This window comes from Microbacterium rhizophilum (assembly GCF_039605615.1).
Classification (GTDB): Bacteria; Actinomycetota; Actinomycetes; order Actinomycetales; family Microbacteriaceae; genus Microbacterium; species Microbacterium rhizophilus.
Genome location: NZ_JBCNUN010000001.1, coordinates 166,014 through 187,538 on the forward strand (window position 1 = coordinate 166,014; position 21,525 = coordinate 187,538).

General features: G+C 71.6%; 22 protein-coding genes and 5 tRNA genes. 18 read left to right on the forward strand and 9 right to left on the reverse strand.

The annotated features are described in order from the left end of the window. Window positions 1–8: 8 nt before the first annotated feature. From AAD528_RS00900 to AAD528_RS00910, 3 genes are all read right to left on the reverse strand, one after another. On the reverse strand, window positions 9–1,235 hold the full coding sequence (locus AAD528_RS00900; protein WP_345750165.1) for a thiolase family protein: 1,227 nt from the start codon (window positions 1,233–1,235) through the stop codon (window positions 9–11). Between the two features lie 108 nt (window positions 1,236–1,343). Continuing rightward, a complete protein-coding gene (locus tag AAD528_RS00905; RefSeq protein ID WP_345750166.1) occupies window positions 1,344–2,546 on the reverse strand; it encodes an HRDC domain-containing protein in 1,203 nt (400 codons plus the stop codon). Further along, a complete protein-coding gene (locus AAD528_RS00910; RefSeq protein ID WP_345750167.1) occupies window positions 2,539–3,120 on the reverse strand; it encodes a DUF3000 domain-containing protein in 582 nt (193 codons plus the stop codon). The genes AAD528_RS00905 and AAD528_RS00910 overlap by 8 nt, the downstream gene beginning before the upstream one ends. 25 nt (window positions 3,121–3,145) lie before the next feature. Here AAD528_RS00910 and AAD528_RS00915 point away from each other — a divergent pair, with 25 nt between their 5' ends. Continuing rightward, window positions 3,146–4,339 (forward strand): alpha/beta hydrolase family protein, encoded by a 1,194-nt coding sequence (locus tag AAD528_RS00915; protein WP_345750168.1) that lies wholly within the window; start codon window positions 3,146–3,148, stop codon window positions 4,337–4,339. A gap of 3 nt (window positions 4,340–4,342) precedes the next feature. Here AAD528_RS00915 and AAD528_RS00920 read toward each other — a convergent pair whose 3' ends face one another. Next, window positions 4,343–4,786 (reverse strand): SufE family protein, encoded by a 444-nt coding sequence (locus tag AAD528_RS00920; protein WP_345750169.1) that lies wholly within the window; start codon window positions 4,784–4,786, stop codon window positions 4,343–4,345. Between the two features lie 34 nt (window positions 4,787–4,820). Continuing rightward, window positions 4,821–5,720, reverse strand: a complete 900-nt coding sequence (locus tag AAD528_RS00925) for a sulfurtransferase (RefSeq protein ID WP_345750170.1) — start codon at window positions 5,718–5,720, stop codon at window positions 4,821–4,823. A gap of 154 nt (window positions 5,721–5,874) precedes the next feature. On the opposite strand from AAD528_RS00925, the gene zapE reads away from it, so the two are divergent. The 4 genes from zapE (at window position 5,875) to AAD528_RS00945 (ending at window position 9,152) form a co-directional block, all read left to right on the forward strand. Continuing rightward, a complete protein-coding gene (zapE, locus tag AAD528_RS00930) occupies window positions 5,875–6,894 on the forward strand; it encodes a cell division protein ZapE (RefSeq protein ID WP_345750171.1) in 1,020 nt (339 codons plus the stop codon). 176 nt (window positions 6,895–7,070) lie between these two features. Next, the gene (locus tag AAD528_RS00935) at window positions 7,071–8,330 is read left to right on the forward strand and encodes an ammonium transporter (RefSeq protein ID WP_345750172.1); all 1,260 of its coding nucleotides are present in this window, start codon (window positions 7,071–7,073) and stop codon (window positions 8,328–8,330) included. Between the two features lie 80 nt (window positions 8,331–8,410). After that, the gene (locus tag AAD528_RS00940; protein ID WP_345750173.1) at window positions 8,411–8,986 is read left to right on the forward strand and encodes a type II toxin-antitoxin system PemK/MazF family toxin; all 576 of its coding nucleotides are present in this window, start codon (window positions 8,411–8,413) and stop codon (window positions 8,984–8,986) included. A gap of 93 nt (window positions 8,987–9,079) precedes the next feature. After that, window positions 9,080–9,152, forward strand: a tRNA-Val gene (locus AAD528_RS00945). A gap of 44 nt (window positions 9,153–9,196) precedes the next feature. Here AAD528_RS00945 and AAD528_RS00950 read toward each other — a convergent pair. After that, complete coding sequence (locus AAD528_RS00950; RefSeq protein ID WP_345750174.1) at window positions 9,197–9,388, reverse strand: hypothetical protein; 192 nt, start codon at window positions 9,386–9,388, stop codon at window positions 9,197–9,199. A gap of 167 nt (window positions 9,389–9,555) precedes the next feature. Here AAD528_RS00950 and AAD528_RS00955 point away from each other — a divergent pair. The 5 genes from AAD528_RS00955 (at window position 9,556) to AAD528_RS00975 (ending at window position 10,393) form a co-directional block, all read left to right on the forward strand. Continuing rightward, a tRNA-Gly gene (locus AAD528_RS00955) sits at window positions 9,556–9,628 on the forward strand. Between the two features lie 48 nt (window positions 9,629–9,676). After that, window positions 9,677–9,747 (forward strand) — tRNA-Cys (locus AAD528_RS00960). Window positions 9,748–9,776: 29 nt separating this feature from the next. Further along, window positions 9,777–9,848, forward strand: a tRNA-Val gene (locus AAD528_RS00965). Between the two features lie 27 nt (window positions 9,849–9,875). Continuing rightward, window positions 9,876–9,948, forward strand: a tRNA-Gly gene (locus AAD528_RS00970). Between the two features lie 67 nt (window positions 9,949–10,015). Continuing rightward, the gene (locus tag AAD528_RS00975) at window positions 10,016–10,393 is read left to right on the forward strand and encodes an ankyrin repeat domain-containing protein (RefSeq protein WP_345750175.1); all 378 of its coding nucleotides are present in this window, start codon (window positions 10,016–10,018) and stop codon (window positions 10,391–10,393) included. 16 nt (window positions 10,394–10,409) lie between these two features. On the opposite strand, the gene AAD528_RS00980 is transcribed toward AAD528_RS00975, so the two are convergent. Further along, window positions 10,410–11,174 carry an SDR family oxidoreductase gene (locus AAD528_RS00980; protein ID WP_345750176.1) on the reverse strand — a complete coding sequence of 255 codons (765 nt, stop codon included), beginning with the start codon at window positions 11,172–11,174 and terminating at the stop codon, window positions 10,410–10,412. A gap of 101 nt (window positions 11,175–11,275) precedes the next feature. Here AAD528_RS00980 and AAD528_RS00985 point away from each other — a divergent pair, with 101 nt between their 5' ends. The 4 genes from AAD528_RS00985 to AAD528_RS01000 all read left to right on the forward strand — a co-directional run bounded on the left by AAD528_RS00985 (window position 11,276) and on the right by AAD528_RS01000 (window position 15,867). Then, the gene (locus AAD528_RS00985) at window positions 11,276–12,145 is read left to right on the forward strand and encodes a helix-turn-helix transcriptional regulator (protein ID WP_345750177.1); all 870 of its coding nucleotides are present in this window, start codon (window positions 11,276–11,278) and stop codon (window positions 12,143–12,145) included. A gap of 54 nt (window positions 12,146–12,199) precedes the next feature. After that, window positions 12,200–14,131 carry a threonine--tRNA ligase gene (thrS, locus tag AAD528_RS00990; protein WP_345750726.1) on the forward strand — a complete coding sequence of 644 codons (1,932 nt, stop codon included), beginning with the start codon at window positions 12,200–12,202 and terminating at the stop codon, window positions 14,129–14,131. A 16-nt stretch (window positions 14,132–14,147) separates the two neighbouring features. Further along, window positions 14,148–14,684: an HIT family protein gene (locus AAD528_RS00995; RefSeq protein WP_345750178.1), complete on the forward strand. Its 537-nt coding sequence runs from the start codon at window positions 14,148–14,150 to the stop codon at window positions 14,682–14,684. Between the two features lie 97 nt (window positions 14,685–14,781). After that, entirely contained in the window at window positions 14,782–15,867 is a 1,086-nt protein-coding gene (locus AAD528_RS01000) for a hypothetical protein (protein WP_345750179.1), read from the forward strand. A gap of 33 nt (window positions 15,868–15,900) precedes the next feature. Here AAD528_RS01000 and AAD528_RS01005 read toward each other — a convergent pair whose 3' ends face one another. After that, entirely contained in the window at window positions 15,901–17,235 is a 1,335-nt protein-coding gene (locus tag AAD528_RS01005; RefSeq protein WP_345750180.1) for an aminotransferase class I/II-fold pyridoxal phosphate-dependent enzyme, read from the reverse strand. A gap of 95 nt (window positions 17,236–17,330) precedes the next feature. On the opposite strand from AAD528_RS01005, the gene pdxS reads away from it, so the two are divergent. Together pdxS and pdxT are read left to right on the forward strand one after the other, a co-directional pair. Next, window positions 17,331–18,227 carry a pyridoxal 5'-phosphate synthase lyase subunit PdxS gene (gene pdxS, locus AAD528_RS01010; RefSeq protein WP_345750181.1) on the forward strand — a complete coding sequence of 299 codons (897 nt, stop codon included), beginning with the start codon at window positions 17,331–17,333 and terminating at the stop codon, window positions 18,225–18,227. After that, window positions 18,221–18,817 (forward strand): pyridoxal 5'-phosphate synthase glutaminase subunit PdxT, encoded by a 597-nt coding sequence (pdxT, locus tag AAD528_RS01015; RefSeq protein ID WP_345750727.1) that lies wholly within the window; start codon window positions 18,221–18,223, stop codon window positions 18,815–18,817. The genes pdxS and pdxT overlap by 7 nt, the downstream gene beginning before the upstream one ends. A 43-nt stretch (window positions 18,818–18,860) precedes the next feature. On the opposite strand, the gene pdxY is transcribed toward pdxT, so the two are convergent. Continuing rightward, window positions 18,861–19,712, reverse strand: coding sequence for a pyridoxal kinase PdxY (gene pdxY, locus AAD528_RS01020; RefSeq protein WP_345750182.1), 852 nt, complete (start codon window positions 19,710–19,712; stop codon window positions 18,861–18,863). A gap of 38 nt (window positions 19,713–19,750) precedes the next feature. Between pdxY and AAD528_RS01025 the strand changes: the two genes are divergently transcribed. After that, window positions 19,751–20,659 (forward strand): L,D-transpeptidase, encoded by a 909-nt coding sequence (locus AAD528_RS01025; protein ID WP_345750183.1) that lies wholly within the window; start codon window positions 19,751–19,753, stop codon window positions 20,657–20,659. 100 nt (window positions 20,660–20,759) lie between these two features. Next, on the forward strand, window positions 20,760–21,521 hold the full coding sequence (locus tag AAD528_RS01030; RefSeq protein WP_345750184.1) for a YebC/PmpR family DNA-binding transcriptional regulator: 762 nt from the start codon (window positions 20,760–20,762) through the stop codon (window positions 21,519–21,521). Window positions 21,522–21,525 lie beyond the last annotated feature (4 nt).

The following is a 21,525-nucleotide window of genomic DNA, read 5'->3' on the forward strand; positions in this document are numbered from 1 at the left end:
GGCTGCGCTCACTTCTTCTTCTTGTCCGCGGCCTTGGCGGCCTTGGGGGAGTAGTGGGGGTTCTCCCAGATCACGGTGCCGCCCTGGCCGAGACCCACGCACATCGCGGTGAGGCCGTACCGGACCTCCGGGTGCTCGGCGAACTGCGCCGCGAGCTGGATCATCAGGCGCACGCCGGAGGCGGCCAGCGGGTGGCCGACCGCGATCGCGCCGCCCCAGGGGTTCACGCGCGGGTCGTCGTCCGCGATGCCGAAGTGGTCGAGCAGCGACAGCACCTGGATCGCGAAGGCCTCGTTGAGCTCGAACAGGCCGATGTCGTCGATCGTGAGGCCCGCCTTGGCGAGCGCCTTCTCCGTGGCGGGGATCGGGCCGATGCCCATGATCTCCGGCTCGACGCCCGCGAACGCGAACGAGACGAGCTTCATCTTCGGCGTCAGGCCGAACTCCTTCACGGCCGCGCCGCTCGCGAGCAGGCTCACGGTCGCGCCGTCCGTCAGCGGCGACGAGGTGCCGGCCGTGACGCGGCCGTGCGGCCGGAACGGCGTCTTCAGGCCCGCGAGGCCCTCCATCGTCGTCTCGGGGCGGCGGCCCTCGTCCTCGGTCGCGAGGCCCCACTGGCCATCGGGTCCGGTGACCGCGACGGACACCAAGTCCGGCTGGATCTTGCCGGCGTCATACGCGGCCTGCGCCTTGTGCTGGCTGAGCATGCCGTAGCGGTCCGCGCGCTCCTTCGTGAGCGCGGGGAAGCGGTCGTGGATGCGCTCGGCCGTGACGCCCATGTTCAGGGCGCCCGGATCGACGAGCTTCTCCGCCACGAAGCGGGGGTTCGGGTCGGCGTTGGAGCCGATGGGGTGCTTGCCCATGTGCTCGACGCCGCCGGCGATCGCCAGGTCGTACATGCCGACGCCGATCGAGGCGGCCATCGTCGTGACGCTCGTCATCGCGCCCGCGCACATGCGCTCGATCGCGAGACCCGGCACCGTCATCGGCAGGCCCGCCAGGATCGCCGTGGTGCGACCGAGCGTGAGCCCCTGGTCGCCCGTCTGCGAGGTCGCCGCGATCGCGACATCGTCGATCCGATCCTTCGGGATCTCGGTGTTGCGCTCCAGGAGACCCTTCATCGCCTTGACGGCGAGGTCATCCGCTCGCGTGTTCCAGTACATGCCCTTCTCGCCCGCGCGCCCGAAGGGGGTGCGCACTCCATCGACGAAATAGACATCAGCCAGCTCGGCCACTCTGCCTCCAGTTGGATCCGGTCGACCAGGCGTGCCGGCCGACCTGTATCGGTCCCGTCCAGCCTATGGAGGGGCCTCGAAGGGCACGAAGCGGTTGGCCTGGTTCCACTAAGAGGGTTCGACGGCCTCGTCGCCCGGTTGCACGGCCCGTACAAACGCTGCGGCGATGATCTGTGCAGTCTGTTCAATCTGCCAGTCGCGTGCGCCGAGGCGTCGCAGGGCGTCCGCGATGGCGCCGGCGTCGACCGGCACCGGGGTCTCCCACGCGACGCGGCGCAGCGTGTCGGGCGTCAGCAGGTTCTCGGTCGGCATCGACAGCTGCTCGGCCCGCTCCTCGACAGCGGGGCGCGCCTGCTTCAGCCGCGCATCCGCCTCCGGATTGCGGTCGGCCCACGCGCGCGGCGGCGGCAGGGTGTCGCTCGGCACGCGCTCGACGGGAAGATCTCCGCTCTCCCGTCCGAGCACGATCGCGTTCCACCACCTGTCCAGCTGCGTCCGGCTCGCGCGGCCGTTGAAGGCCTTGAGAGCCGCGAGCTCGCTCTTGGACGCGGGCGCCGCGAGCACCGCCGCGACCAGCGCGCGATCGGGCACGAGCCGGCCCGGGGAGATGTCCTGCTGCATCGCGTACTCCTCGCGCGCGAGCCACAGCTGGCGCGCGATCGCGAGGTTGCGGCGGCCGCGGACGGTGTGCAGCCCGCTCAGGCGTCGCCACGGCTCGGCGCGCGGCGGCTTGGCCTCGCGCAGCCGCGTGGCCTCGAACTCCTGCGCGGCGTACGCCGTCTTGCCGGCCTCCTCGAGCGCGTCGACCAGCGCGTCGCGCACGTCGACCAGGTGCTCCACGTCCAGCGCGGCGTACTCCAGCCACGCCTGCGGCAGGGGGCGCGTCGACCAGTCGGCCGCCGAGTGCTCCTTCTTCAGCACGACGCCGAGCGTCGCCTCCACCACCGCGGCCAGGCCCACGCGCTCCCAGCCGAGCAGGCGCGCGGCGAGCTCGGTGTCGAAGAGGCGCGGGGGCAGCAGGTCCAGCTCGCGCAGCGACGGCAGATCCTGGCTGGCGGCGTGCAGCACCCACTCCTCGTCGCCGATCGCGTCCTGCAGTGCCGAGAGGTCCTCGAGCGCGGGCGGGTCGAACAGAAACACGCCCGCGCCGCGGCGGAACACCTGCACGAGGTACGCGCGCTGCGAGTAGCGGAAGCCGGAGGCGCGCTCCACGTCGACCGCGACGGGCCCCGTGCCGGCGGCGAGCGCCGCGCACGCGGCGCCCAGCTCGTCGGCCGTGTCGATCACGTCGTATCGGGGGGCGTCAGTCATTCAGGTTCCTCCGCTCTCCGAGGACCGCGATGCCCTCGGACCCCGGCGGGAGCCCCGCCAGCATGCACACGAGCTCGGCCCACGCGTCGAGGTGGGCGTCGAACGGGCCGTCCGGCGACCACGACGCCCGCAGCTCGATCTGCGCGCCGTCGCCCTCCTCCGCGAGGGAGCCGAAGCCCTTGGACAGGATCTTGGTGGCCGTGCCGGAGGCCGAGTGGTACTCCGCGCCCCGGGAGTCGAGCGCGTCGACGAGCCAGGACCACGTGACGTCCGCGAGCAGCGGGTCCGTGCCGATCTCGGGCTCGAGCGGCGCCTGGGCGAAGGCGACGATGCGCCAGGCCCCGCCCCACGCGTCGGGCTCGGCCGGGTCGTGCAGCAGGATGAACCGGCCGGTGCCGTACGGCGACTCGCCGTCTTCCGTCGGACGCACGTCGCCCGCCAGCGCGAGGCTGAACGGCGCCACGCCCTGCGGCGAGGGGATCTCCCGCACGACGAAATCGCTGCGGAATGTCGAGGCGCGCAACTGCTCCTCCGCGGCGGCGAACACGTCGGCCGGGCCTCCTCCTGCACTCACGCTGTCAGATTAGAGTGGAGGGGTCATGAAGCACTTCAGGCGCGCCGCTTCCACGCCCGCATCGGCGCCCGGCGCCTCGACGCTCCTGTCGGCCATCGGTCTCGGCGTCCTGCTCACGGGTGTGGCGACGGCCCTGAGCGTCCGGATCGCGGGCGTCGCGCGCCGCGTCGTGACGCCCGCGCCGCGCGTGGCCGACGTGGAGATCCTCGGCGTGGACCGGGCCGCCCAGACCATCACGCTGACGCGCACGCCCGACACGATGCTGCCGGGGCGCTACGGCGTCTTCACGAACGGCGCGGGCTACGTCAAGCTCGGCGCCGTGCTGTCGCAGGACGACCGCGGCGTGACGCGCAAGCTGCTGAGCCACGTCGACGCCGCGACGCGGCTGGGTCCGCGCGGCTCGTTCAGCGGGTGGTACTTCGACGACCCGGCCCAGCTGCACCTGCCGCACCACGAGGAGCTGATCGAGACCCCGGTCGGCCTCGCGCCCGCGTGGGTGTTCTCCGCCGGCCGCGGCGACACGTGGGTCGTGCTGGTGCACGGCCGCGGCACGACGCGCGCCGAGACGCTGCGGGCCGTGCCGGTGCTCCACGCCGCGGGCATCTCCTCGCTCGTGGTGTCGTATCGCAACGACGGCGAGGCGCCGCCGAGCCGCAGCGGCCTGTACGGCCTGGGCGCGACGGAGTGGCGCGACGTGGACGCCGCGGTGGGATGGGCGCTGGCGCACGGCGCGGAGCGCGTCCTGCTGATGGGCTGGTCGATGGGCGGCGCGATCGTGCTGCAGACGGCCGTGCAGTCGGAGCACCGCGACGCGATCGCGGGGATCATCCTGGAGTCGCCCGTGGTGGACTGGCGGATCGTGCTCGACTTCCATGCGCGCGAGCTCGGGGTCCCGGCCTTCGCCGCCCGGGCCGCGATGGGCACGCTCGAGTCGTCCTGGACCGCCCGGGCGGCGGGCGCGGGTCGGGGGATCCCGTTCGACGATCTGGACATGGTCGCCCGCGCCGGCGAGCTGCGCGTGCCCATCCTGCTGCTGCACAGCGACGACGACGGCTTCGTGCCATCGGACGCGTCGCACGCGCTGGCGCAGGCCCGGCCCGACATCGTCACGATGGAGACGTTCTCGGTCGCGCGCCACACCAAGCTGTGGAACTACGACGAGCACCGCTGGACCGCGGCGATCCGCGGCTGGCTCGCCGCGCACGACTTCGGCCGCTGAGCCTCAGCGCGCGTCGAGGCGCGCCTGCACCTGGCGCTTGGCCCGCATCAGCATGCCGGTCATGCCGGCGATGCGCAGCGGCGAGACCGCGCGCGTGAGCCCGAGCGACTGCGGGTAGTCCGACGGGATCGCGAGCACGTCCGCCGCGGACAGCCCCGTGATGCCCTGCACCAGGATGCTCGCGAAGCCGCGCGTGGTGGGCGCCTCGGCGGGCGCGACCGCGTGCATCGCGACCCTGTCGTCGTCGGCGACCTCCACCACGATGAACACGGGGGACTGGCACTCGGCCACCCGCTCGGTGCGCTCGGGATGATCCGCGTACTCGGCAGGCACGTCCGGAAGGGCGCGCGAGAACTCCAGCAGCAGCTCGAGGCGCTCGGGCTCGTCGAGCTCGAGGAACTCGTCGCGGATGTCCGCGAGCGCGGCGGGAAGCGTGTCGGGCGTCATGACGTCCATCCTCCCACCGCGCGGGCGGAGCGGTTCAGCGGGTGGGCGCGGTGCCCGGTTCGGCGCCGGTCGCGATCGGGACGCGCACGGCCGATCCCCACTCGGTCCAGGATCCGTCGTAGTTGCGGACGTCCGGATAGCCGAGCAGGTGCTTCAGGACGAACCACGTGTGGCTCGACCGCTCGCCGATGCGGCAGTACGCGACGATCCGGTCGGCGTCGCCGAGACCGGCCTGATCGCGATAGATCGCCTCGAGCTCGGCGCGCGGCTTGAACCCGCCGTCCTCCGCCACGGCCTTCGCCCACGGCACGTTCTGAGCGGTCGGGATGTGTCCGGCGCGCAGCGCACCCTCCTCCGGGTACGCCGGGGCGGACGTGCGCTCGCCCGAGAACTCCTCGGGGGAGCGGACGTCCACGAGCGGCCTGCCGAGGTGGGCGAGCACGTCCTCCTTGAACGCGCGCAGCGTCGCGTCGTCGCGCTCGACGACCGGGTACTCGGTCGCGGGACGGGCCGTGCGCTCCGTCGTGATCGGGCGGCCCTCCGCGATCCAGCGGTCGCGGCCGCCGTCGACGAGCCGGACGTCCTCGTGGCCGAACAGCGAGAACACCCACAGGGCGTACGCCGCCCACCAGTTGTTCTTGTCGCCGTAGATCACGATGGTGTCGTCGCGCGAGATGCCCTTGGCGCTCAGCAGCTTCGCGAATCCCTCGCCGTCGACGTAGTCGCGCACGACCGAGTCGTTGAGCTCCGTGTGCCAGTCGACCTTGACGGCGCCCGGGATGTGTCCCGTCTCGTACAGCAGCACGTCCTCATCCGACTCCACGATCACGAGGCCCGGGGTGTCCAGGTGCTCCTCGACCCACGCGGTGGACACGAGTCGCCCGGGCTCCGCGTAGTCGGCGAACTGGGGCGACGGATCGAACTCGACGGTCACGGGATCCTCCTGGGAGTGTGCGGATGGGAGCCCGTGCTCGGGCGCTCAGGCGACGCAACTAGGCTGATTGCGTCCCGGTTCCGAGCGTAGGCGTCCCCGCACCCGCCGGCTCCGGCGGTCCGCTCCCCGCGTAACGATCGGAAACCTGACGCCCATGACCTCCACCGCGACCGGCATCGTCCACCTCACCGAGCGGCAACCGCAGCTCAGCGGCGAGGAGATGCTCGCGAGCCTGGTGCCGCCGCCGCAGTTCGACGACGCGACGTTCGACTCGTACCGGTCCGACCCCGAGCACCCGTCGCAGGAGGAGTCGAAGGAGCTGCTCACGACGTTCGCGGTCGGCGCGCCGCCCGCCAAGCGCGGCGGGCTCTTCTCGCGCAAGCCGAAGGCTCCCGACATGAAGCCCGGCGTGTACCTCGACGGTGGGTTCGGCGTCGGCAAGACGCACCTGCTCGCGGCGATCTACCACGCGATGCCGGCCCGCCGGAAGTACTTCGGATCCTTCATCGAGTACACCGCGCTGGTGGGCGCGCTCGGCTACAAGCAGACGGTCGATCTGCTGCGCGGCTCTGCGCTGCTGTGCATCGACGAGTTCGAGCTCGACGACCCGGGCGACACCATGGTGATGACGCGCCTGCTCGGCGAGCTCGTCGCCAGCGGCACCCGGCTCGCCGCCACGAGCAACACCCCGCCGAACGCTCTCGGCGAGGGTCGCTTCGCGGCGCAGGACTTCCTGCGCGAGATCCACGCGATGTCCGACAGCTTCCAGACGATCCGCATCGACGGCGTCGACTTCCGGCAGCGCTCGTTCGACGGGCACGCGCCCGTGCTCGAGACGGCGGCATACGAGGAGGCCCTCGCGGGCTTCGGCACGGCGAGCGACGACGCGTTCGACGCGCTGATCGGGCATCTGGCCCGCGTGCATCCGTCGCGCTACATCCGCCTCATCGACGGCGTCGAGGCGATCGGCCTGCGGGACGTGCGCCGGCTGACGGACCAGTCGGAGGCGCTGCGCTTCGTCGCTTTCGTCGACCGGGTTTACGACGCCGAGCTGCCGATCCGGGCCACGGGCGTGCCGCTGGACGAGGTGTTCGGCGAGGACATGCTGGCGGGCGGATACCGCAAGAAGTACCTGCGCGCGATCTCGCGCCTGGTCGCCTCGACGCACGCCTGATCGGCCCGCGCGCCCTCGGTGGCGTGCCGCGCGGCGCGAAACGCGATGTTTACAGAAGTGAGCATCGCGTAACCCACCCGAAACACGCTTCGAACTGTCTGTGAAACGGGCGGCGGCAAGACTGCGGGAACCCGACGCTTCACCCTGCGTCCCAGCAGAGAGGTTCCCGCTCGATCATGGATCAAGGCAACACAGCATTCATGCTCATCGCAGCAGCACTCGTGCTGCTCATGACGCCCGGACTGGCGTTCTTCTACGGCGGCCTGGTCAAGGCCAAGAGCGTCATCAGCATGATGATGCTCAGCTTCGGCGCACTCGGCCTGATCGGCGTGCTCTGGGTTCTGTACGGCTACGCCATCGCGTTCCCCGGCTCTGAGGGCCTGCTCGGCCCCTGGTCGATCGACGCCTCGGCCATCGGCCTGAACAGCCTGCTCGAGGTCCCCGAGGACGCCGCCTACCCGCCGCTCGCGTTCGTCGCGTTCCAGGCGACGTTCGCCATCATCACCGTCGCGCTCGTCTCGGGCGCCATCGCCGACCGCGCCAAGTTCGGCGGCTGGATGGTCTTCGCCGGCCTGTGGGCGACGATCGTCTACTTCCCCGTCGCGAGCTGGGTGTTCAACTTCGGCCTCGCCGACGACGGCAGCTTCGCGTACGGCGGCTGGATCACCTACGGCCTGCAGGAGGCCTTCGGCGTCGGCACCATCGACTTCGCCGGCGGCACCGCGGTGCACATCAACGCCGGCGCCGCAGCCCTGGCGCTCGCCCTCGTGCTCGGCAAGCGCGTCGGATTCCAGAAGGGCGTGCACGTCCCCCACAACCCGCCGTTCGTCCTGCTCGGCGCGGGCCTGCTGTGGTTCGGCTGGTTCGGCTTCAACGCCGGCTCGGAGCTCGCCGCCGACGGTGTCGCCGCCCTGGCGTTCGTGAACACGATCGCGGCCCCCGCCGCGGCCCTGCTCGGCTGGCTGATCGTCGAGAAGGTCAAGGACGGCAAGGCCACCTCCGTGGGCGCCGCCTCGGGCGCCGTCGCCGGTCTCGTCGCGATCACCCCCGCGTGCGCCTCGCTGCACCCGATCTGGGCCCTGCTGCTCGGCTTCATCGCCGGTGTCGTCTGCGCCTTCGCGATCGAGCTGAAGTGGAAGCTCGGCTTCGACGACTCGCTGGACGTCGTGGGAATCCACCTCGTCGGCGGCCTCATCGGCACGCTGTACCTCGGCTTCTTCGCCAACGGCACGGGCCTGTTCATGGGCGGCGGCTTCACGCAGCTGCTCGTGCAGGCGATCGCCGCGGTCTCGGTGCTGGTGTACTCCTTCGTGCTGGCGCTGGTCATCGGCTTCGCGGTCGAGAAGACCATCGGCTTCCGCGTGAAGAACGAGGACGAGCTCGCCGGCATCGACACGGTCGTGCACGGCGAGGCCGGCTACACCCTGGCCGACTGACGATGAACCCGGGAACGGGGCGTCGCGGCTCAGGCCGCGGCGCCCCGTTTCGTGCGTCCACCCGTCGCTAGGCTCGGCTCATGGCACGAGGCGGCATCCTGGGCACCATCGCGAGACTCGCACTGGGCGCGGTCGAGGCGGCGACGCGGCGCCCCGCGGAGCGTTCGGTGCAGCGCGGCGGCACGACGCGGCGCGAGCGCGGCTCGCGGGTCGAGAGCGCGTCGCCGGTCGCAGCCCCGGGCGGTATCGAGACCATCGAGGTGCGGCCCGAGCGGGTCCGGGATCTGCGCCTGTCGTACGCACCGGATCGTGACGGCGATCCGGATGCGGGGGAGATCGTCTGGACGTGGGTGCCGTACGCCGAGAACGACGGACGCGGCAAGGACCGGCCCGTCCTGGTCGTCGGCCGGCACAGCGCCGAACGCGTCTACGCGGTCAAGCTCACCAGCAGGTCGAAGGACGGGGACCGGGAGTTCCTGCCACTGGGCTCCGGCCCGTGGGACGGCGCGGGCCGCGAGTCGTGGGTCGATCTCGACCAGCTCTACAGCGTGCACGTGGACGGCATGCGCCGCGAGGCGGCGGCGCTCGACCCGGAGCGTTTCACGCGCGTCGCGGCGGCGCTGCGGGGACGCTACGGCTGGACGGCGGCCGACTAGGGCGCCACGCCCGTGCGCGGCCGCGGTTCGGCAGGCGGCGCCGGATCGGGTAGTATCGGTTCTCGGCCCGCAAGGCCGGTAACCGAACAACATGGGCGATTGGCGCAGTTGGTAGCGCGCTTCCTTCACACGGAAGAGGTCATCAGTTCGAGTCTGGTATCGCCCACCGCAGAAAGCCCCCGGTCCGCCGGGGGCTTTCCTCGTTCCGGGTCAGCGCTCCGGGGGCTCGGTGGTCGGATCTCCCGGGCGCACCGCGGCGTCCTCGGCGATGTCGATGCGCTTCACGCCGTCGTGCTCGGACACCACGATGCGCGGCTTCGCGTCCTCCTCGGTCGCGTCCGGCGCGGCCGTCAGCTGGTCGCGGCGCTTCTCCTCATCCGTCATGTCGTTCTCGATGCCCATGTCGGCCACGTTAGGCGTGCGAGCGGGCCGGCGGGAGCGGCTTGACACGCGGCGGTGGATCGCCCGCGAGCGGGTCGTGGGGGACACGCCCGAACGCGGGTCGTGGTTTGGTTCCGCCGCCGTCGTCGGCTAATGTGTAACAAGTGCCCGGCGCGATCGGGTGCGATGCGGATGTAGCGCAGTTGGTAGCGCACAACCTTGCCAAGGTTGGGGTCGCGAGTTCGAGTCTCGTCATCCGCTCGAGTGCAGAGGTCCATCAGGATCTCGGCATGCGGGTCTCATCCCCGTGGTGGCGTGGCCGAGTGGCTAGGCACCGGCCTGCAAAGCCGTTTACACGGGTTCGAATCCCGTCGCCACCTCGACACAACTGAACACAGGCTCTTGATGAGCGCGATTGGCGCAGCGGTAGCGCGCTTCCCTGACACGGAAGAGGTCACTGGTTCGATCCCAGTATCGCGCACGAGCAGGATCCCTCGGGATCGGCTCTGCGGATGTAGCGCAGTTGGTAGCGCATCACCTTGCCAAGGTGAGGGTCGCGAGTTCGAGTCTCGTCATCCGCTCCGAATCACGAGAAAGCCCCGGCGGTCGCCGGGGCTTCGTCGTTGGCGGGAGTGGTTGACTGGAGGCATGACCGACCGGACTCCCGCCGACGCAGATGCCTTCGCCGACCGCCTGTTCGACCTCGTCCGCGCGGGCGAGAGCGGGGCGGTGCTCGACCAGATCGACGCGGGTGTGCCGGTCGACCTGGCCGACGCGCAGGGCAGCACGCTGCTCACCCTGGCCGCCTACCACGGCCACGCAGAGCTCGTGGCCGGCCTCGCGCAGCGCGGCGCCGACGTCGACCGGATCAGCGGCCGCGGCCAGACGCCGCTGGCCGGCGCCGTGTTCAAGCAGCACGACGACGTGATCCGCGTGCTGCTCGCCGCCGGCGCCGACCCCGACGCGGGCTCGCCCTCGGCGCGCGGCACGGCCGAGATGTTCGGCCGGACGCTTCCCACCGAGTAGTGCGCCGGCGGGCGGATCAGTCCGCCGCGTGCGGATCGGTCGCGTTCAGGACGCCGACGACCTCGTCGTAGTCGCCCCGCACCTCCGCGTAGCGCAGGAACTTCACGCGCTCGACGAGGATCTCACGGGCCTCCGGCTGGGTCTCCAGCAGCGTCATCACCTCGTCGGCGAAGTCGTCGAGCGGCAGCGCGTTCGGCGCGTCCTCCTGGCCCGGCATCAGCGTGGTCCGCACGGCCGGCGGCACCAGCTCGACGACGCGCACGCCGCTGCCCCGGAGCTGGAGGCGGATCGACTCGCTCAGCATGTGGATGAACGCCTTGCTGGCGTTGTAGGTCGGCGTGGGCCGCAGCGGCACGGACGCGAGCCCGCTCGACACGGTGATGAGCGTCGCATCCCGCTTCGTGCGCAGGTGCTCGACGAACGCCGCGATGAGGCGGATCGGGCCGAGCACATTGGTCGTCACGATCGACTCCGACGTGGCGAGGAAGCCGTCGGCCGTGCGCCAGTCCTCGGCGACCATGATGCCCGCCATCAGCACGACGGCGTTCACGTCGGGCCAGCGGCGGATGACCTCCGCCGACGCGTCGCGGATGCTGTCGGCGTCGGCGGTGTCGATGCGGACGGCGCCGAAGCCGTGGGTGGCCGACAGCTCGTCGAGGAGCTCCTGGCGGCGTCCGCCGATGATGACCGTGGCGCCGCGCGCCCGCAGGCGCCGGGCCAACGCCAGGCCGATGCCGCTCGTGGCGCCCGGGATGAAGACGGTGTCTCGTGTGGTGTCCATGGCTCCAGCGTGATCCGGCTTCCGCGGCTGCGGGAGAGACCCGTGGATCGGGGGATCCGCGGTCCCTGGTTCGCGCGCCGGCATCGGCGGATGATGGAGCGATGAACGTCGATCGCGCCGCCCTGGCGGAGTTCCTGCGCACGCGCCGCGCCGCGCTCCAGCCCGAGGACGTCGGCATGCCCGCGGGCGCGCGCCGCCGGGCGCCCGGCCTGCGACGCGAGGAGGTGGCGCAGCTGACGGGCATGTCGGTCGACTACTACACGCGCCTCGAGCAGTCCCGCGGTCCGCAGCCGAGCGAGCAGATGCTCGCGGCCCTCGCGCGGACGCTGCGGCTGAGCGCCGACGAGCGCGACTATCTGTTCCGCGTCGCGGGGCATCCCGCCCCCGACCGCTTCGACGCCGCGACGCACGTCGCGCCCGCCCTGCTGCGCGTCCTGGACCGGCTCGACGACACCCCGGCGCTGATCCTGTCGAGCCTGGGCGAGACCCTCGTCGCGAACCGGATGGCCGTGGCGCTGTTCGGCGACCACACCGCGCGCACGGGACTGGACCGCAGCGACGTGCACCGGTGGTTCGCGGACCCGGCGTCGCGCGAGGTGTACCCGCCGGACGAGCGGCCCCGCCACGCGCGGGCGCTCGTGGCGAACCTGCGCGCGGCATACGGCGCGCTCGGCGACCGGTCCCGCGCGGGCGAGCTCGTGCGCACTCTGCAGGCCCGCAGCCCGGAGTTCGCCGCGCTGTGGGACCGGCACGAGGTCGCCCGCCGGTTCGAGGACCACAAGACGCTGATCCATCCGGAGCTCGGGCCGATCGAGGTCGACTGCCAGGTGCTGTTCACGGAGGACCAGTCGCAGGCGCTGCTGGTGCTGACGGCGCCGCCGCGCACGGAGGGCTGGGAGAAGCTGCGGCTGCTGTCGGTGCTCGGAACGCAGCGGTTCGGGGCGGAGGAGCGGGTACTTCCGCCGAACTAGGATGGTCGGGTGACCACCGGATTCGATCTGTACCCCGAGAAGAACGTCGTCGCCATGCGCGTCGACGGTGAGCTGACGGACCTCGCCGCCGAGGTCGGGGAGACCCAGACGACGGAGCCGGTCACGATCGACAGCCAGGACGGTCTGAACATCCTGCGCCACTCCACCGCGCACGTGCTCGCGCAGGCCGTGCAGACGCTGCGTCCCGCGGCGAAGCTCGGCATCGGCCCGTTCATCACGGACGGCTTCTACTACGACTTCGGCGTCGAGGACCCCTTCACGCCCGACGACCTCAAGGCCGTCAAGAGGGAGATGCAGCGCATCGTCAAGGATGCGCAGCGCTTCCGCCGCCGCGTCGTGACGGACGACGAGGCGCGCGCCGAGCTCGCCGACGAGCCGTTCAAGCTGGAGCTCATCGGCCTCAAGGGCGGCAAGAAGGAGGCCGCCGAGGGCGCCGGCGTCGAGGTCGGCGAGGGCGAGCTGACGATCTACGACAACGTCGACGGCCGCACCGGCGAGACCGTCTGGAAGGACCTCTGCCGCGGCCCGCACGTGCCCTCCACGCGCATGGTCGGCAACGGCTGGGACATCCTGCGCATCGCGGGCGCCTACTGGCGCGGCAGCGAGAAGAACCCGCAGCTGCAGCGCATCTACGGCACCGCGTGGGCGTCGAAGGACGACCTGCGGGCGTACCAGGACCGCCTCGCGGAGGCCGCGCGCCGCGACCACCGCAAGCTCGGCCGCGAGCTCGACCTGTTCTCGTTCCCCGACGAGATCGGATCCGGCCTGTCCGTGTGGCACCCGAAGGGCGGCATCGTCCGCGGCGAGATGGAGCAGCACGCGCGCCGCCGCCACATCGCCGAGGGCTACAGCTACGTCTACACCCCCCACATCACGAAGAAGGACCTCTTCGTGACCTCCAACCACCTCGTCACCTACGCGGACGGCATCTGGCCGCCGATCCGGATGGACGAGGAGCGCGACGACGAGGGCTACGTCACCAAGCAGGGCGTTGACTACTACCTGAAGCCGATGAACTGCCCGATGCACATCCTGATCTACAAGGAGCGCGGGCGCAGCTATCGCGAGCTGCCGCTGCGCCTCGCCGAGAACGGCACGGTGTACCGCAACGAGCTCTCCGGCGCGCTGCACGGCCTCACGCGCGTGCGCGGCTTCACGCAGGACGACGCGCACCTGTTCGTCACGCCCGAGCAGCTCGAGGCGGAGACGACCAAGGTGCTCGAGTTCGTGCTGTCGCTGCTGAAGGACTTCGGCCTGACCGACTTCCGCCTCGAGCTGTCGATGCGCGACGACGAGAAGGAGAAGTGGATCGGCGAGGAGTCGGTGTGGGAGACGGCGACGGACGCGCTGCGCCGTGTGGCGCTGTCCACCGGCCTGCACCTCGTCGAGGAGCCCGGCGAGGCCGCGTTCTACGGCCCGAAGATCGACCTGAAGGTGACCGACGCGATCGGCCGCTCGTGGCAGCTGTCGACCGTGCAGCTCGACTTCAACCTGCCCGAGCGCTTCGAGCTGGAGTTCACCGACCGCGACGGCAGCAAGCAGCGCCCGATCATGATCCACCGCGCGCTGTTCGGCTCGATCGAGCGGTTCTTCGCGATCCTGCTGGAGCACTACGCCGGCGACTTCCCGCTGTGGCTCGCGCCCGTGCAGATCATGGGCGTGCCCGTGGCGGACGAGTTCTCGGAGTACCTCGACGGCGTCGTGGGCAACCTGCGCGCCGCCGGCATCCGCGCCGAGGTCGACCACTCCGACGACCGCATGCAGAAGAAGATCCGCACGCACACCACCGCCAAGGTGCCGGTGCTTCTGATCGCGGGCGAGCAGGATCGCACGGCCGGCACGGTGTCGTTCCGCTTCCGCGACGGCTCGCAGCGCAACGGCGTGCCGGTGGACGAGGCGATCGCGCTCGTGACGAACGCGGTGGCGTCGAAGGCCCTGATCCAGACGGCGGAGGATCTGGCGTGACCGGGGAACCGGCCTGATGAGCGAGATCGAGGACGCCGCGGCCTTCGCCGCGGTGCCCGACGAGTTCCAGCGCCTGTGGACGCCGCACCGGATGGCGTACATCGCGGCCGGCGCGGACGTGAACCGCGGATCCGGCTGCCCCTTCTGCGCGGCGCCCGGCAAGGACGACGAGACCGGGCTGATCGTGCACCGCGGCGAGCACGCGTTCGCGCTGCTGAACCTGTTCCCGTACAACTCGGGCCACCTGCTGGTGTGCCCCTACCGTCACATCGGCCTGTACGACGAGGCGACGCCGGCTGAGGTCGCCGAGATCTCGGCCATCACGCAGACCGCCATGCGCGTGCTGCGTCAGGTGTCGCGCTGCGACGGGTTCAACATCGGCATGAACCAGGGGCACGTGGCCGGCGCGGGTGTGGAGGAGCACCTGCACCAGCACATCGTGCCGCGGTGGGGGAGCGACGCGAACTTCTTCCCGATCATCGCCAAGACGAAGGCGCTGCCGCAGCTCCTGGGCGACGTCCGGCGCGCGATCGCCGACGCTTGGCCGGTCTGATCCGGATTTTCCGGATCCTCCGATCCGGTCGCTTCCGCACGGCCTCTCGCTCGTGGCCGGCGCTTGACTGTCGCTGACGGATCTCGGAGAGGACACGATGGAGCTCGTATCGGATGGGCAGGCGGAGACGCTTCCGCACTATCGCGAGGTGCTCGTGGTGCGCGAGGCACGGACGCAGGACCTCGACGGCCGGCCGTTCGTGCGTCGTCACGTGGAGGTCGCCGACGAGAGCGACGAGGATCCGCTGCTGCGCGCCGACTACTGGCAGCGCACCGACGCGCACGAGTCGCTCCTGAGCGAACATCCCGATTGGGAGGCGACCGCGCGGCAGGCGGACGGCGCGCTGGCGATCGGCACCGAGAACGTCCCCGCCCGGCAGCTCTACCTCGATGAGAGCGGTCGGCCCACCCAGATGACCGCATGGGGCGCGCAGATGAAGGAGGCGATCGCGCTCGAGGGGCTGCAGCGCCTCGAGCGAGGCGGTCGGTTCCTCCCGGGCGGCAGACTCGATGCGCGAACGGCCGAGCTCTTTCGCTACATGAGCGACGGGATCGGGCTGCGCAGCCGGCAGCGGGTGTATCGCGATCTCCTTGTGTCACGCGCGTCCGCGGCGGAGGCGGACACGCTGCGGATCGCGAGTCTCGGCAGCGGGGCGGCAGTGCCGAACATCGAGGCGACCCTGGCCGTCGAGGCGCAGGGCGGACGCATCGAGTGGCGCATGTTCGATCTCGATCCCCGCGCTCTGCAGGCCGCGGCCGAGCTGATCGCGGAGGCTCCCATCCGCCGCTCGACATTCGACCTCGGGCCGGCGGCGGCCGAGGCCGGGGTCGCCGGCTTCGCGGGGCGCAGCTACCTGGAGATCCGCCACGCGGTCCCCGACGGCTCGCTCGACGCCGTGGACGCGCTGGGACTGTGGGAGTACCTCTCCCATCGCCAGGCCGTCACCTTCCTGCGCGTCTGCCTCCGGAAGCTGAAGCCGGGGGCGCCCATGATCGTGTCGAACATGCTCAAGACGCGTCCTCATCTGCTCTACAACCAGCGCGCGGTCGGCTGGCCGGACCTGCACCTGCGAGGCGAGGAGGAGCTGCTCTCGGTGGCGCAGGATGCCGGCGTGGACACCTCTCGCGTGCGGATCACCCACGCGGCGGATGGCGTCTACGCCGTCGTGGACATCACGGCCTGACCCGAGGCGCGGGCTGTCTCGCCGTCGCCGCCGTCAGTGGGAGGCGGTGATCGCGGCGGCGAGGTCGTCCGCGAGGGCGGTCGCCTCGGCGTCCGTGAGGTCGTGCACCGTGAGGCGCAGGTGCGGATCGGCGGGGCCGTCGAGGTAGAACTCGTCGCCCGTGCGCGCGAGCCAGCCGCGGCGCTTCAGCTCCTCGGCCACGGCGGCGGCCGGGGCGGGCAGGCGCACCCAGAGGCTCAGGCCGTCCGTCGCGCCCGCGGCGAGCCCCCGGGCGGCGAGCAGCGCGGAGAACGCGGCGTTGCGCGCGGCGTAGTGCGCGCCGGCGCGGGCGATCAGCTCCTGCACCTCCGGATCGGCGAGGATCGCGTGCGTCAGACGCTGCAGCAGGTGGCTGACCCAGGTCGTGCCCGAGCTGAGGCGCAGTGCGAGCCGCTCGGCCGTGTGCGGGTCCGAGGCCGTCACCGCGAGGCACATGTCGGGCCCCAGGAACTTCGACACCGAGCGCACCAGCGCCCAGCGGCGGTGGTCCGGCCCGACGATCGAGCGGAACGGCTGCTGCGACAGCAGCGAGAAGTGGTCGTCCTCGATCACCAGCACGTACGGGTGGTCGGCGAGCACGGTGCGCAGCTCGGCCGCGCGACGCTCCGAGAGCCCGGAACCGGTGGGGTTCTGCGCCCGCGGCGTGCAGATCACGGCGCGCACGCCCTGCGCGAGCGCGCCGCGCAGCCCGTCCACCGTCATGCCCTCGTCGTCGACCGGCACGGGCACGGCGCGGTAGCCGGCGAGGCGCACGGTGTGGATGTTCGCGAGCCAGCAGGGATCCTCGAGCGCGATCGCGTCGTCGCGCGTCAGCGCCTGCGCGAGCAGCCGCTCGACCGCGTCGACCGCCCCGCTCGTGAGCGTGAGGCCCAGATCCGCCGGCGCGGCGTCCGCGCGCATCCAGGCGCGGGCGTCCGTCTCGAGGTCCGGGTCGATCACCGGCTCGCCGTAGAGCACGGGCCTTCCGGCGAGCGCGCCCAGGTATCGGGTGGGATCCGGGATCCACGCGGGATCCGGATTGCCCGCCCCGACGTCGCGGAGGGGGAGCGTCGGATCCGGGATCGGGCGGGCGAAGCCCTCCTGCGCGACCGGCTCGGGATGCGCGATCCGGGTCCCGGCGCGGCCGCCCGCGACGACCAGGCCGGAGCGGCTCAGCAGCCCGTACGCGGCGACCGCGGTGTTGCGATTGACGCCGAGGCGCTCGGCGAGCGCGCGGACCGGGGGCAGCGCGTCGCCTGCGCGCAGGTCGCCGCGCTCCAGCAGGGTGCGCACGCTGCCGGCGATCTCGGCGGCCGTGCGTCCTTCGATCCGACCTGCGACGTCATCCATCGCACCGAGCCTACTGGGCCATGGTAGTTTTTGGCCTAGGCCGTAGTTCGACCTATGCCAAACGCCCCCGCGGGCCAGACCAGAGGAGATCGGCTGTGACCGACGCCACATCCACGACCGGCACGGGGCGCGTCAAGCGCGGCCTCGCCGAGATGCTGAAGGGCGGCGTGATCATGGACGTCGTCACCGCCGAGCAGGCCCGCATCGCGGAGGACGCCGGCGCGGTCGCCGTCATGGCGCTCGAGCGCGTCCCGGCCGACATCCGCGCGCAGGGCGGGGTCTCGCGGATGAGCGACCCCGACATGATCGACGGCATCATCTCGGCCGTCTCGATCCCGGTCATGGCCAAGGCCCGCATCGGGCACTTCGTCGAGGCGCAGGTGCTGCAGGAGCTCGGCGTCGACTATATCGACGAGTCCGAGGTGCTTTCGCCCGCCGACTACGTCAATCACATCGACAAGCACCGGTTCACGGTGCCGTTCGTGTGCGGCGCCACCAACCTCGGCGAGGCGCTGCGGCGCATCAGCGAGGGCGCGGCGATGATCCGCTCCAAGGGCGAGGCCGGCACGGGCGACGTCTCCGAGGCGACCAAGCACATCCGCAGGATCACGAGCGAGATCAACCAGCTGCGATCCATGACGAAGGACGAGCTCTACGTCGCCGCGAAGGAGCTGCAGGCGCCGTACGACCTCGTGGCCGAGATCGCCGAGACGGGCACGCTGCCCGTCGTGCTGTTCACCGCGGGCGGCGTGGCGACCCCCGCCGACGCCGCCATGATGATGCAGCTCGGCGCCGACGGCGTGTTCGTCGGATCCGGCATCTTCAAGTCGGGCGATCCCGCCCGTCGCGCCGCAGCCATCGTGAAGGCGACGACGTTCCACGACGACCCGAAGGTCGTCGCGGAGGTCTCCCGCGGCCTCGGCGAGGCCATGGTCGGCATCAACGTGTCCGACCTGCCCGCGCCGCACCGCCTCGCCGAGCGGGGCTGGTGACGACCCCGCGGGTCGGCGTCCTCGCGCTGCAGGGCGACGTGCGCGAGCACGCGCGCGTGCTGGCGGACCTCGGGGCGCGCGTGACGCTCGTGCGACGCGTGTCCGAGCTCGCGGAGGTCGACGGCCTGGTGCTGCCGGGCGGCGAGTCCAGCGTGATCGACAAGCTCTCGCGGGCCTTCGACCTGCGGGATCCGATCCGGGACGCGATCGCGGCGGGGATGCCCATGTACGGGACATGCGCGGGGCTCATCCTGCTCGCGGATCGGCTCGCGGACGGCATCTCGGGACAGCAGACGTTCGGCGGTCTCGACGTCACGGTGCGCCGCAATGCCTTCGGCGGCCAGGTGGAGTCGTTCGAGACCGACCTGGACGTTCCCGAGCTGGGCGGCGATCCGGTGCACGCGGCCTTCATCCGCGCGCCCCTCGTCGAGGACGTGGGCCCGGGCGCCACGGTCCTGGCGTCGCTGCCGGACGGCGGCGTCGTCGCGGTCGCGCAGGGCGACCTCCTCGGCACGGCCTTCCATCCCGAGGTGACGGGCGACGACCGGTTCCACCGACGGTTCCTCGCGAACGTCGCGGGCCGCGCCTGATCCGCGGACTCCGGCGGATCATCGCGACCCGATGTGCCCCCGCTCAGCGCACCTGGCGCGCCTCGAACTGCATGCGCGGGTTCGCGTAGTGCTCCTGCGCCTCGACGAGCTGCAGCTCGCGCTCGCCCGACGCGAGCGTCTGCTCGAGCAGCCCGAACACGCTCGATGCCGTGCGCGCGAGCGCGTCCGCGGCGGATCCGGTCGCGCGGTAGTGAGCCGTGAACAGCGCGGCCGTGACGTCGCCGGATCCGTTCGCCTTGAACGGCAGCTGCGGCGTGGCCACAAGCCAGGCGCCGGCGTCGTCGGCCGCGAGCATCTCGAGCGTGCCGTCCTCGCGATCCGGGCGCTCGACGCTCGTGACGAGCACCGTGCGGGGGCCCATGTCGCGCGCGCGGTCGACCGACTCGAGCGTCGAGGCGAGATCGGCCGGCTCCGTGCCGGTCAGGTAGCCGAGCTCGAACTGGTTCGGCGTGATGAGGTCGGCGACCGGCACGACCTTGTCGCGCAGCAGGATCGGGATCGCGGGCGCGACGAAGCAGCCCGACTTGGCGTTGCCCATCACGGGGTCGCACGCGTAGATCGCGTCGGGGTTCGCGGCCTTCACGCGCGCGACCGCGTCGACGATCACGTCCGCGATTCCCTCGCCGCCCTGGTAGCCGGACAGGATCGCGTCGATGTGCCCGAACGCGCCGCGCTCCTCGATGCCGGTGATGACCTCGCGCACGTCGTCGGGCGCGATGAGCGGGCCGCGCCAGGCGCCGTAGCCGGTGTGGTTCGAGAAGTTCACGGTGTAGACCGGCAGCACCTCGACGCCGATGCGCTGCAGGGGGAACACCGCGGCGGAGTTGCCGACGTGCCCGTACGCGACCGCCGACTGGATCGAGAGGATCTTCATCCCTCGATCCTCCCACCACCGGATGGTGGAATGGACACATGAACGGGCGTCGGGCGGTGCTGTGGGGCGGGATCGCGCTGCTGCTCGTCGGCGTGACGGCCGTGGGCGTGAGCGGCGTGCTCGCACCACAGCAGCCCGCCCCGGTCGTCCGGTCGGTCGGAGCCCCGAGCCCCGCGCCGACCCCGACCCCCACTCCGACCCCCACGCCGACGCTCGTGGGGGAGCCCGCCGACACCGCGGCATACGACCTCGGCGGTCTGCCGGTCGCGGACGTCTTCGCGGTCAACCCGCGGCTGCCGGTCGACGACGATCCGTTCGCCCCGACGACCGGGCTCGTGGCGCAGCCGATCGAGGGCGGCGCCCCCGTGTTCGCGGACGAGGGCGGCGAGCCCGTCGCGCAGCTGCCGCGCGAGCAGACGTACGGCGGCACGGTCGTGCCCGTGATCGAGCAGCACGACCACTGGGTGCGCGTGCTGCTCACCGGACGGCAGGCGCTGCCTGCCGACGGCGATCCGCGCCAGGTGACGGGCTGGCTGCGCGCCGCCGACGTGACCCTCGACGAGCTCCCACAGCGCGTGGAGGTGGATCTGTCCGACCGGACGATCCGGATCGTGACGGACGACGGATCCGGCGAGAGCGAGCGGGTCGTCGCGACGGACTTCGGATCGGGGGCGACGGCGAGCCCTACGCCCGTCGGGCGCGCCTTCATCATGTTCGAGGACGTGGTCGAGTCGTTCGCGTACACGCGCGGGCATCCGCTCGTGTACCTGTCCGTGCAGTCGCCCACGCTGCCCGGCTTCGGCGGGCAGCCCGTGGCCGTCACGGCGTTCCACTACCACGACTACCGCAGCGGGGCGATCTCGAACGGATGCCTCCGGGTGTCCGTCGAGACGATCGGCGCGCTGAGCGAGCTGCCCGCGGGTACGCCGGTGTACATCCGCGACTGACGGCGGACCGTCGGCGTGCCGACGGTTCTCGTAGACTGGGGAGAGGCCCTCGTGCGCGCCTCAGCGGCGCCCGGGCCACGATCATCGGAGCGGGAGAGTCATGTCAGGTCATTCCAAGTGGGCCACGACCAAGCACAAGAAGGCGGTCATCGACGCCCGCCGCGCCAAGTCGTGGGCGAAGCTGATCAAGAACATCGAGGTCGCGGCGCGCATCGGCGGTCCCGACGAGTCGGGCAACCCGACCCTGTTCGACGCGGTGCTCAAGGCCAAGAAGACCTCGGTCCCCAAGGACAACATCGATCGCGCGATCAAGCGCGGGGCGGGCATCGGCGGCGAGGCGGTCGACTACACGACGATCATGTACGAGTGCTACGCGCCCGGCGGCGTCGCGATGCTCATCGAGTGTCTGACGGACAACAAGAACCGCGCCGCGGCCGAGGTGCGCACCGCGGTCACCCGCAACGGCGGCAACATGGCCGACCCCGGCTCGGTCGCGTTCAACTTCGAGCGCAAGGGCGTCATCGTCGCCTCGGCCGAGGGCACGACCGAGGACGACGTGATGCTCGCGGCCCTCGAGGCCGGCGCGCTCGAGGTCGAGCCCCATCCGCAGGGCTTCGAGATCGTGACCGAGGCCACCGACATGGTCGCCGTCCGCACCGCGCTGCAGGAGGCGGGCATCGAGTACGAGTCGGCCGATGCCGAGTTCGTCGCGAACGTCAAGGTCCCCGTGGACGCCGAGACCGCACGCAAGGTCTTCCGCCTGATCGACGCGCTCGAGGACAGCGACGACGTGCAGAACGTCTACACGAACTTCGACCTCACCCCCGAGGTGCAGGCCGAGCTCGAGGAGGACGACGAGTAATCCG

Coding starts and splice junctions, on each gene's coding strand:
- AAD528_RS01000 (WP_345750179.1), top strand. CDS start 14,782: ATGGAGCTCGTATCGGATGGGCAGGCGGAGACGCTTCCGCACTATCGC.
- AAD528_RS00985 (WP_345750177.1), top strand. CDS start 11,276: ATGAACGTCGATCGCGCCGCCCTGGCGGAGTTCCTGCGCACGCGCCGC.
- thrS (WP_345750726.1), top strand. CDS start 12,200: ATGCGCGTCGACGGTGAGCTGACGGACCTCGCCGCCGAGGTCGGGGAG.
- AAD528_RS01025 (WP_345750183.1), top strand. CDS start 19,751: ATGAACGGGCGTCGGGCGGTGCTGTGGGGCGGGATCGCGCTGCTGCTC.
- AAD528_RS00995 (WP_345750178.1), top strand. CDS start 14,148: ATGAGCGAGATCGAGGACGCCGCGGCCTTCGCCGCGGTGCCCGACGAG.
- AAD528_RS00905 (WP_345750166.1), bottom strand. CDS start 2,546: ATGACTGACGCCCCCCGATACGACGTGATCGACACGGCCGACGAGCTG.
- AAD528_RS00950 (WP_345750174.1), bottom strand. CDS start 9,388: ATGGGCATCGAGAACGACATGACGGATGAGGAGAAGCGCCGCGACCAG.
- AAD528_RS01030 (WP_345750184.1), top strand. CDS start 20,760: ATGTCAGGTCATTCCAAGTGGGCCACGACCAAGCACAAGAAGGCGGTC.
- AAD528_RS00975 (WP_345750175.1), top strand. CDS start 10,016: ATGACCGACCGGACTCCCGCCGACGCAGATGCCTTCGCCGACCGCCTG.
- zapE (WP_345750171.1), top strand. CDS start 5,875: ATGACCTCCACCGCGACCGGCATCGTCCACCTCACCGAGCGGCAACCG.
- pdxY (WP_345750182.1), bottom strand. CDS start 19,712: ATGAAGATCCTCTCGATCCAGTCGGCGGTCGCGTACGGGCACGTCGGC.
- AAD528_RS00935 (WP_345750172.1), top strand. CDS start 7,071: ATGGATCAAGGCAACACAGCATTCATGCTCATCGCAGCAGCACTCGTG.
- AAD528_RS00940 (WP_345750173.1), top strand. CDS start 8,411: ATGGCACGAGGCGGCATCCTGGGCACCATCGCGAGACTCGCACTGGGC.
- AAD528_RS01005 (WP_345750180.1), bottom strand. CDS start 17,235: ATGGATGACGTCGCAGGTCGGATCGAAGGACGCACGGCCGCCGAGATC.
- AAD528_RS00980 (WP_345750176.1), bottom strand. CDS start 11,174: ATGGACACCACACGAGACACCGTCTTCATCCCGGGCGCCACGAGCGGC.
- AAD528_RS00920 (WP_345750169.1), bottom strand. CDS start 4,786: ATGACGCCCGACACGCTTCCCGCCGCGCTCGCGGACATCCGCGACGAG.
- AAD528_RS00915 (WP_345750168.1), top strand. CDS start 3,146: ATGAAGCACTTCAGGCGCGCCGCTTCCACGCCCGCATCGGCGCCCGGC.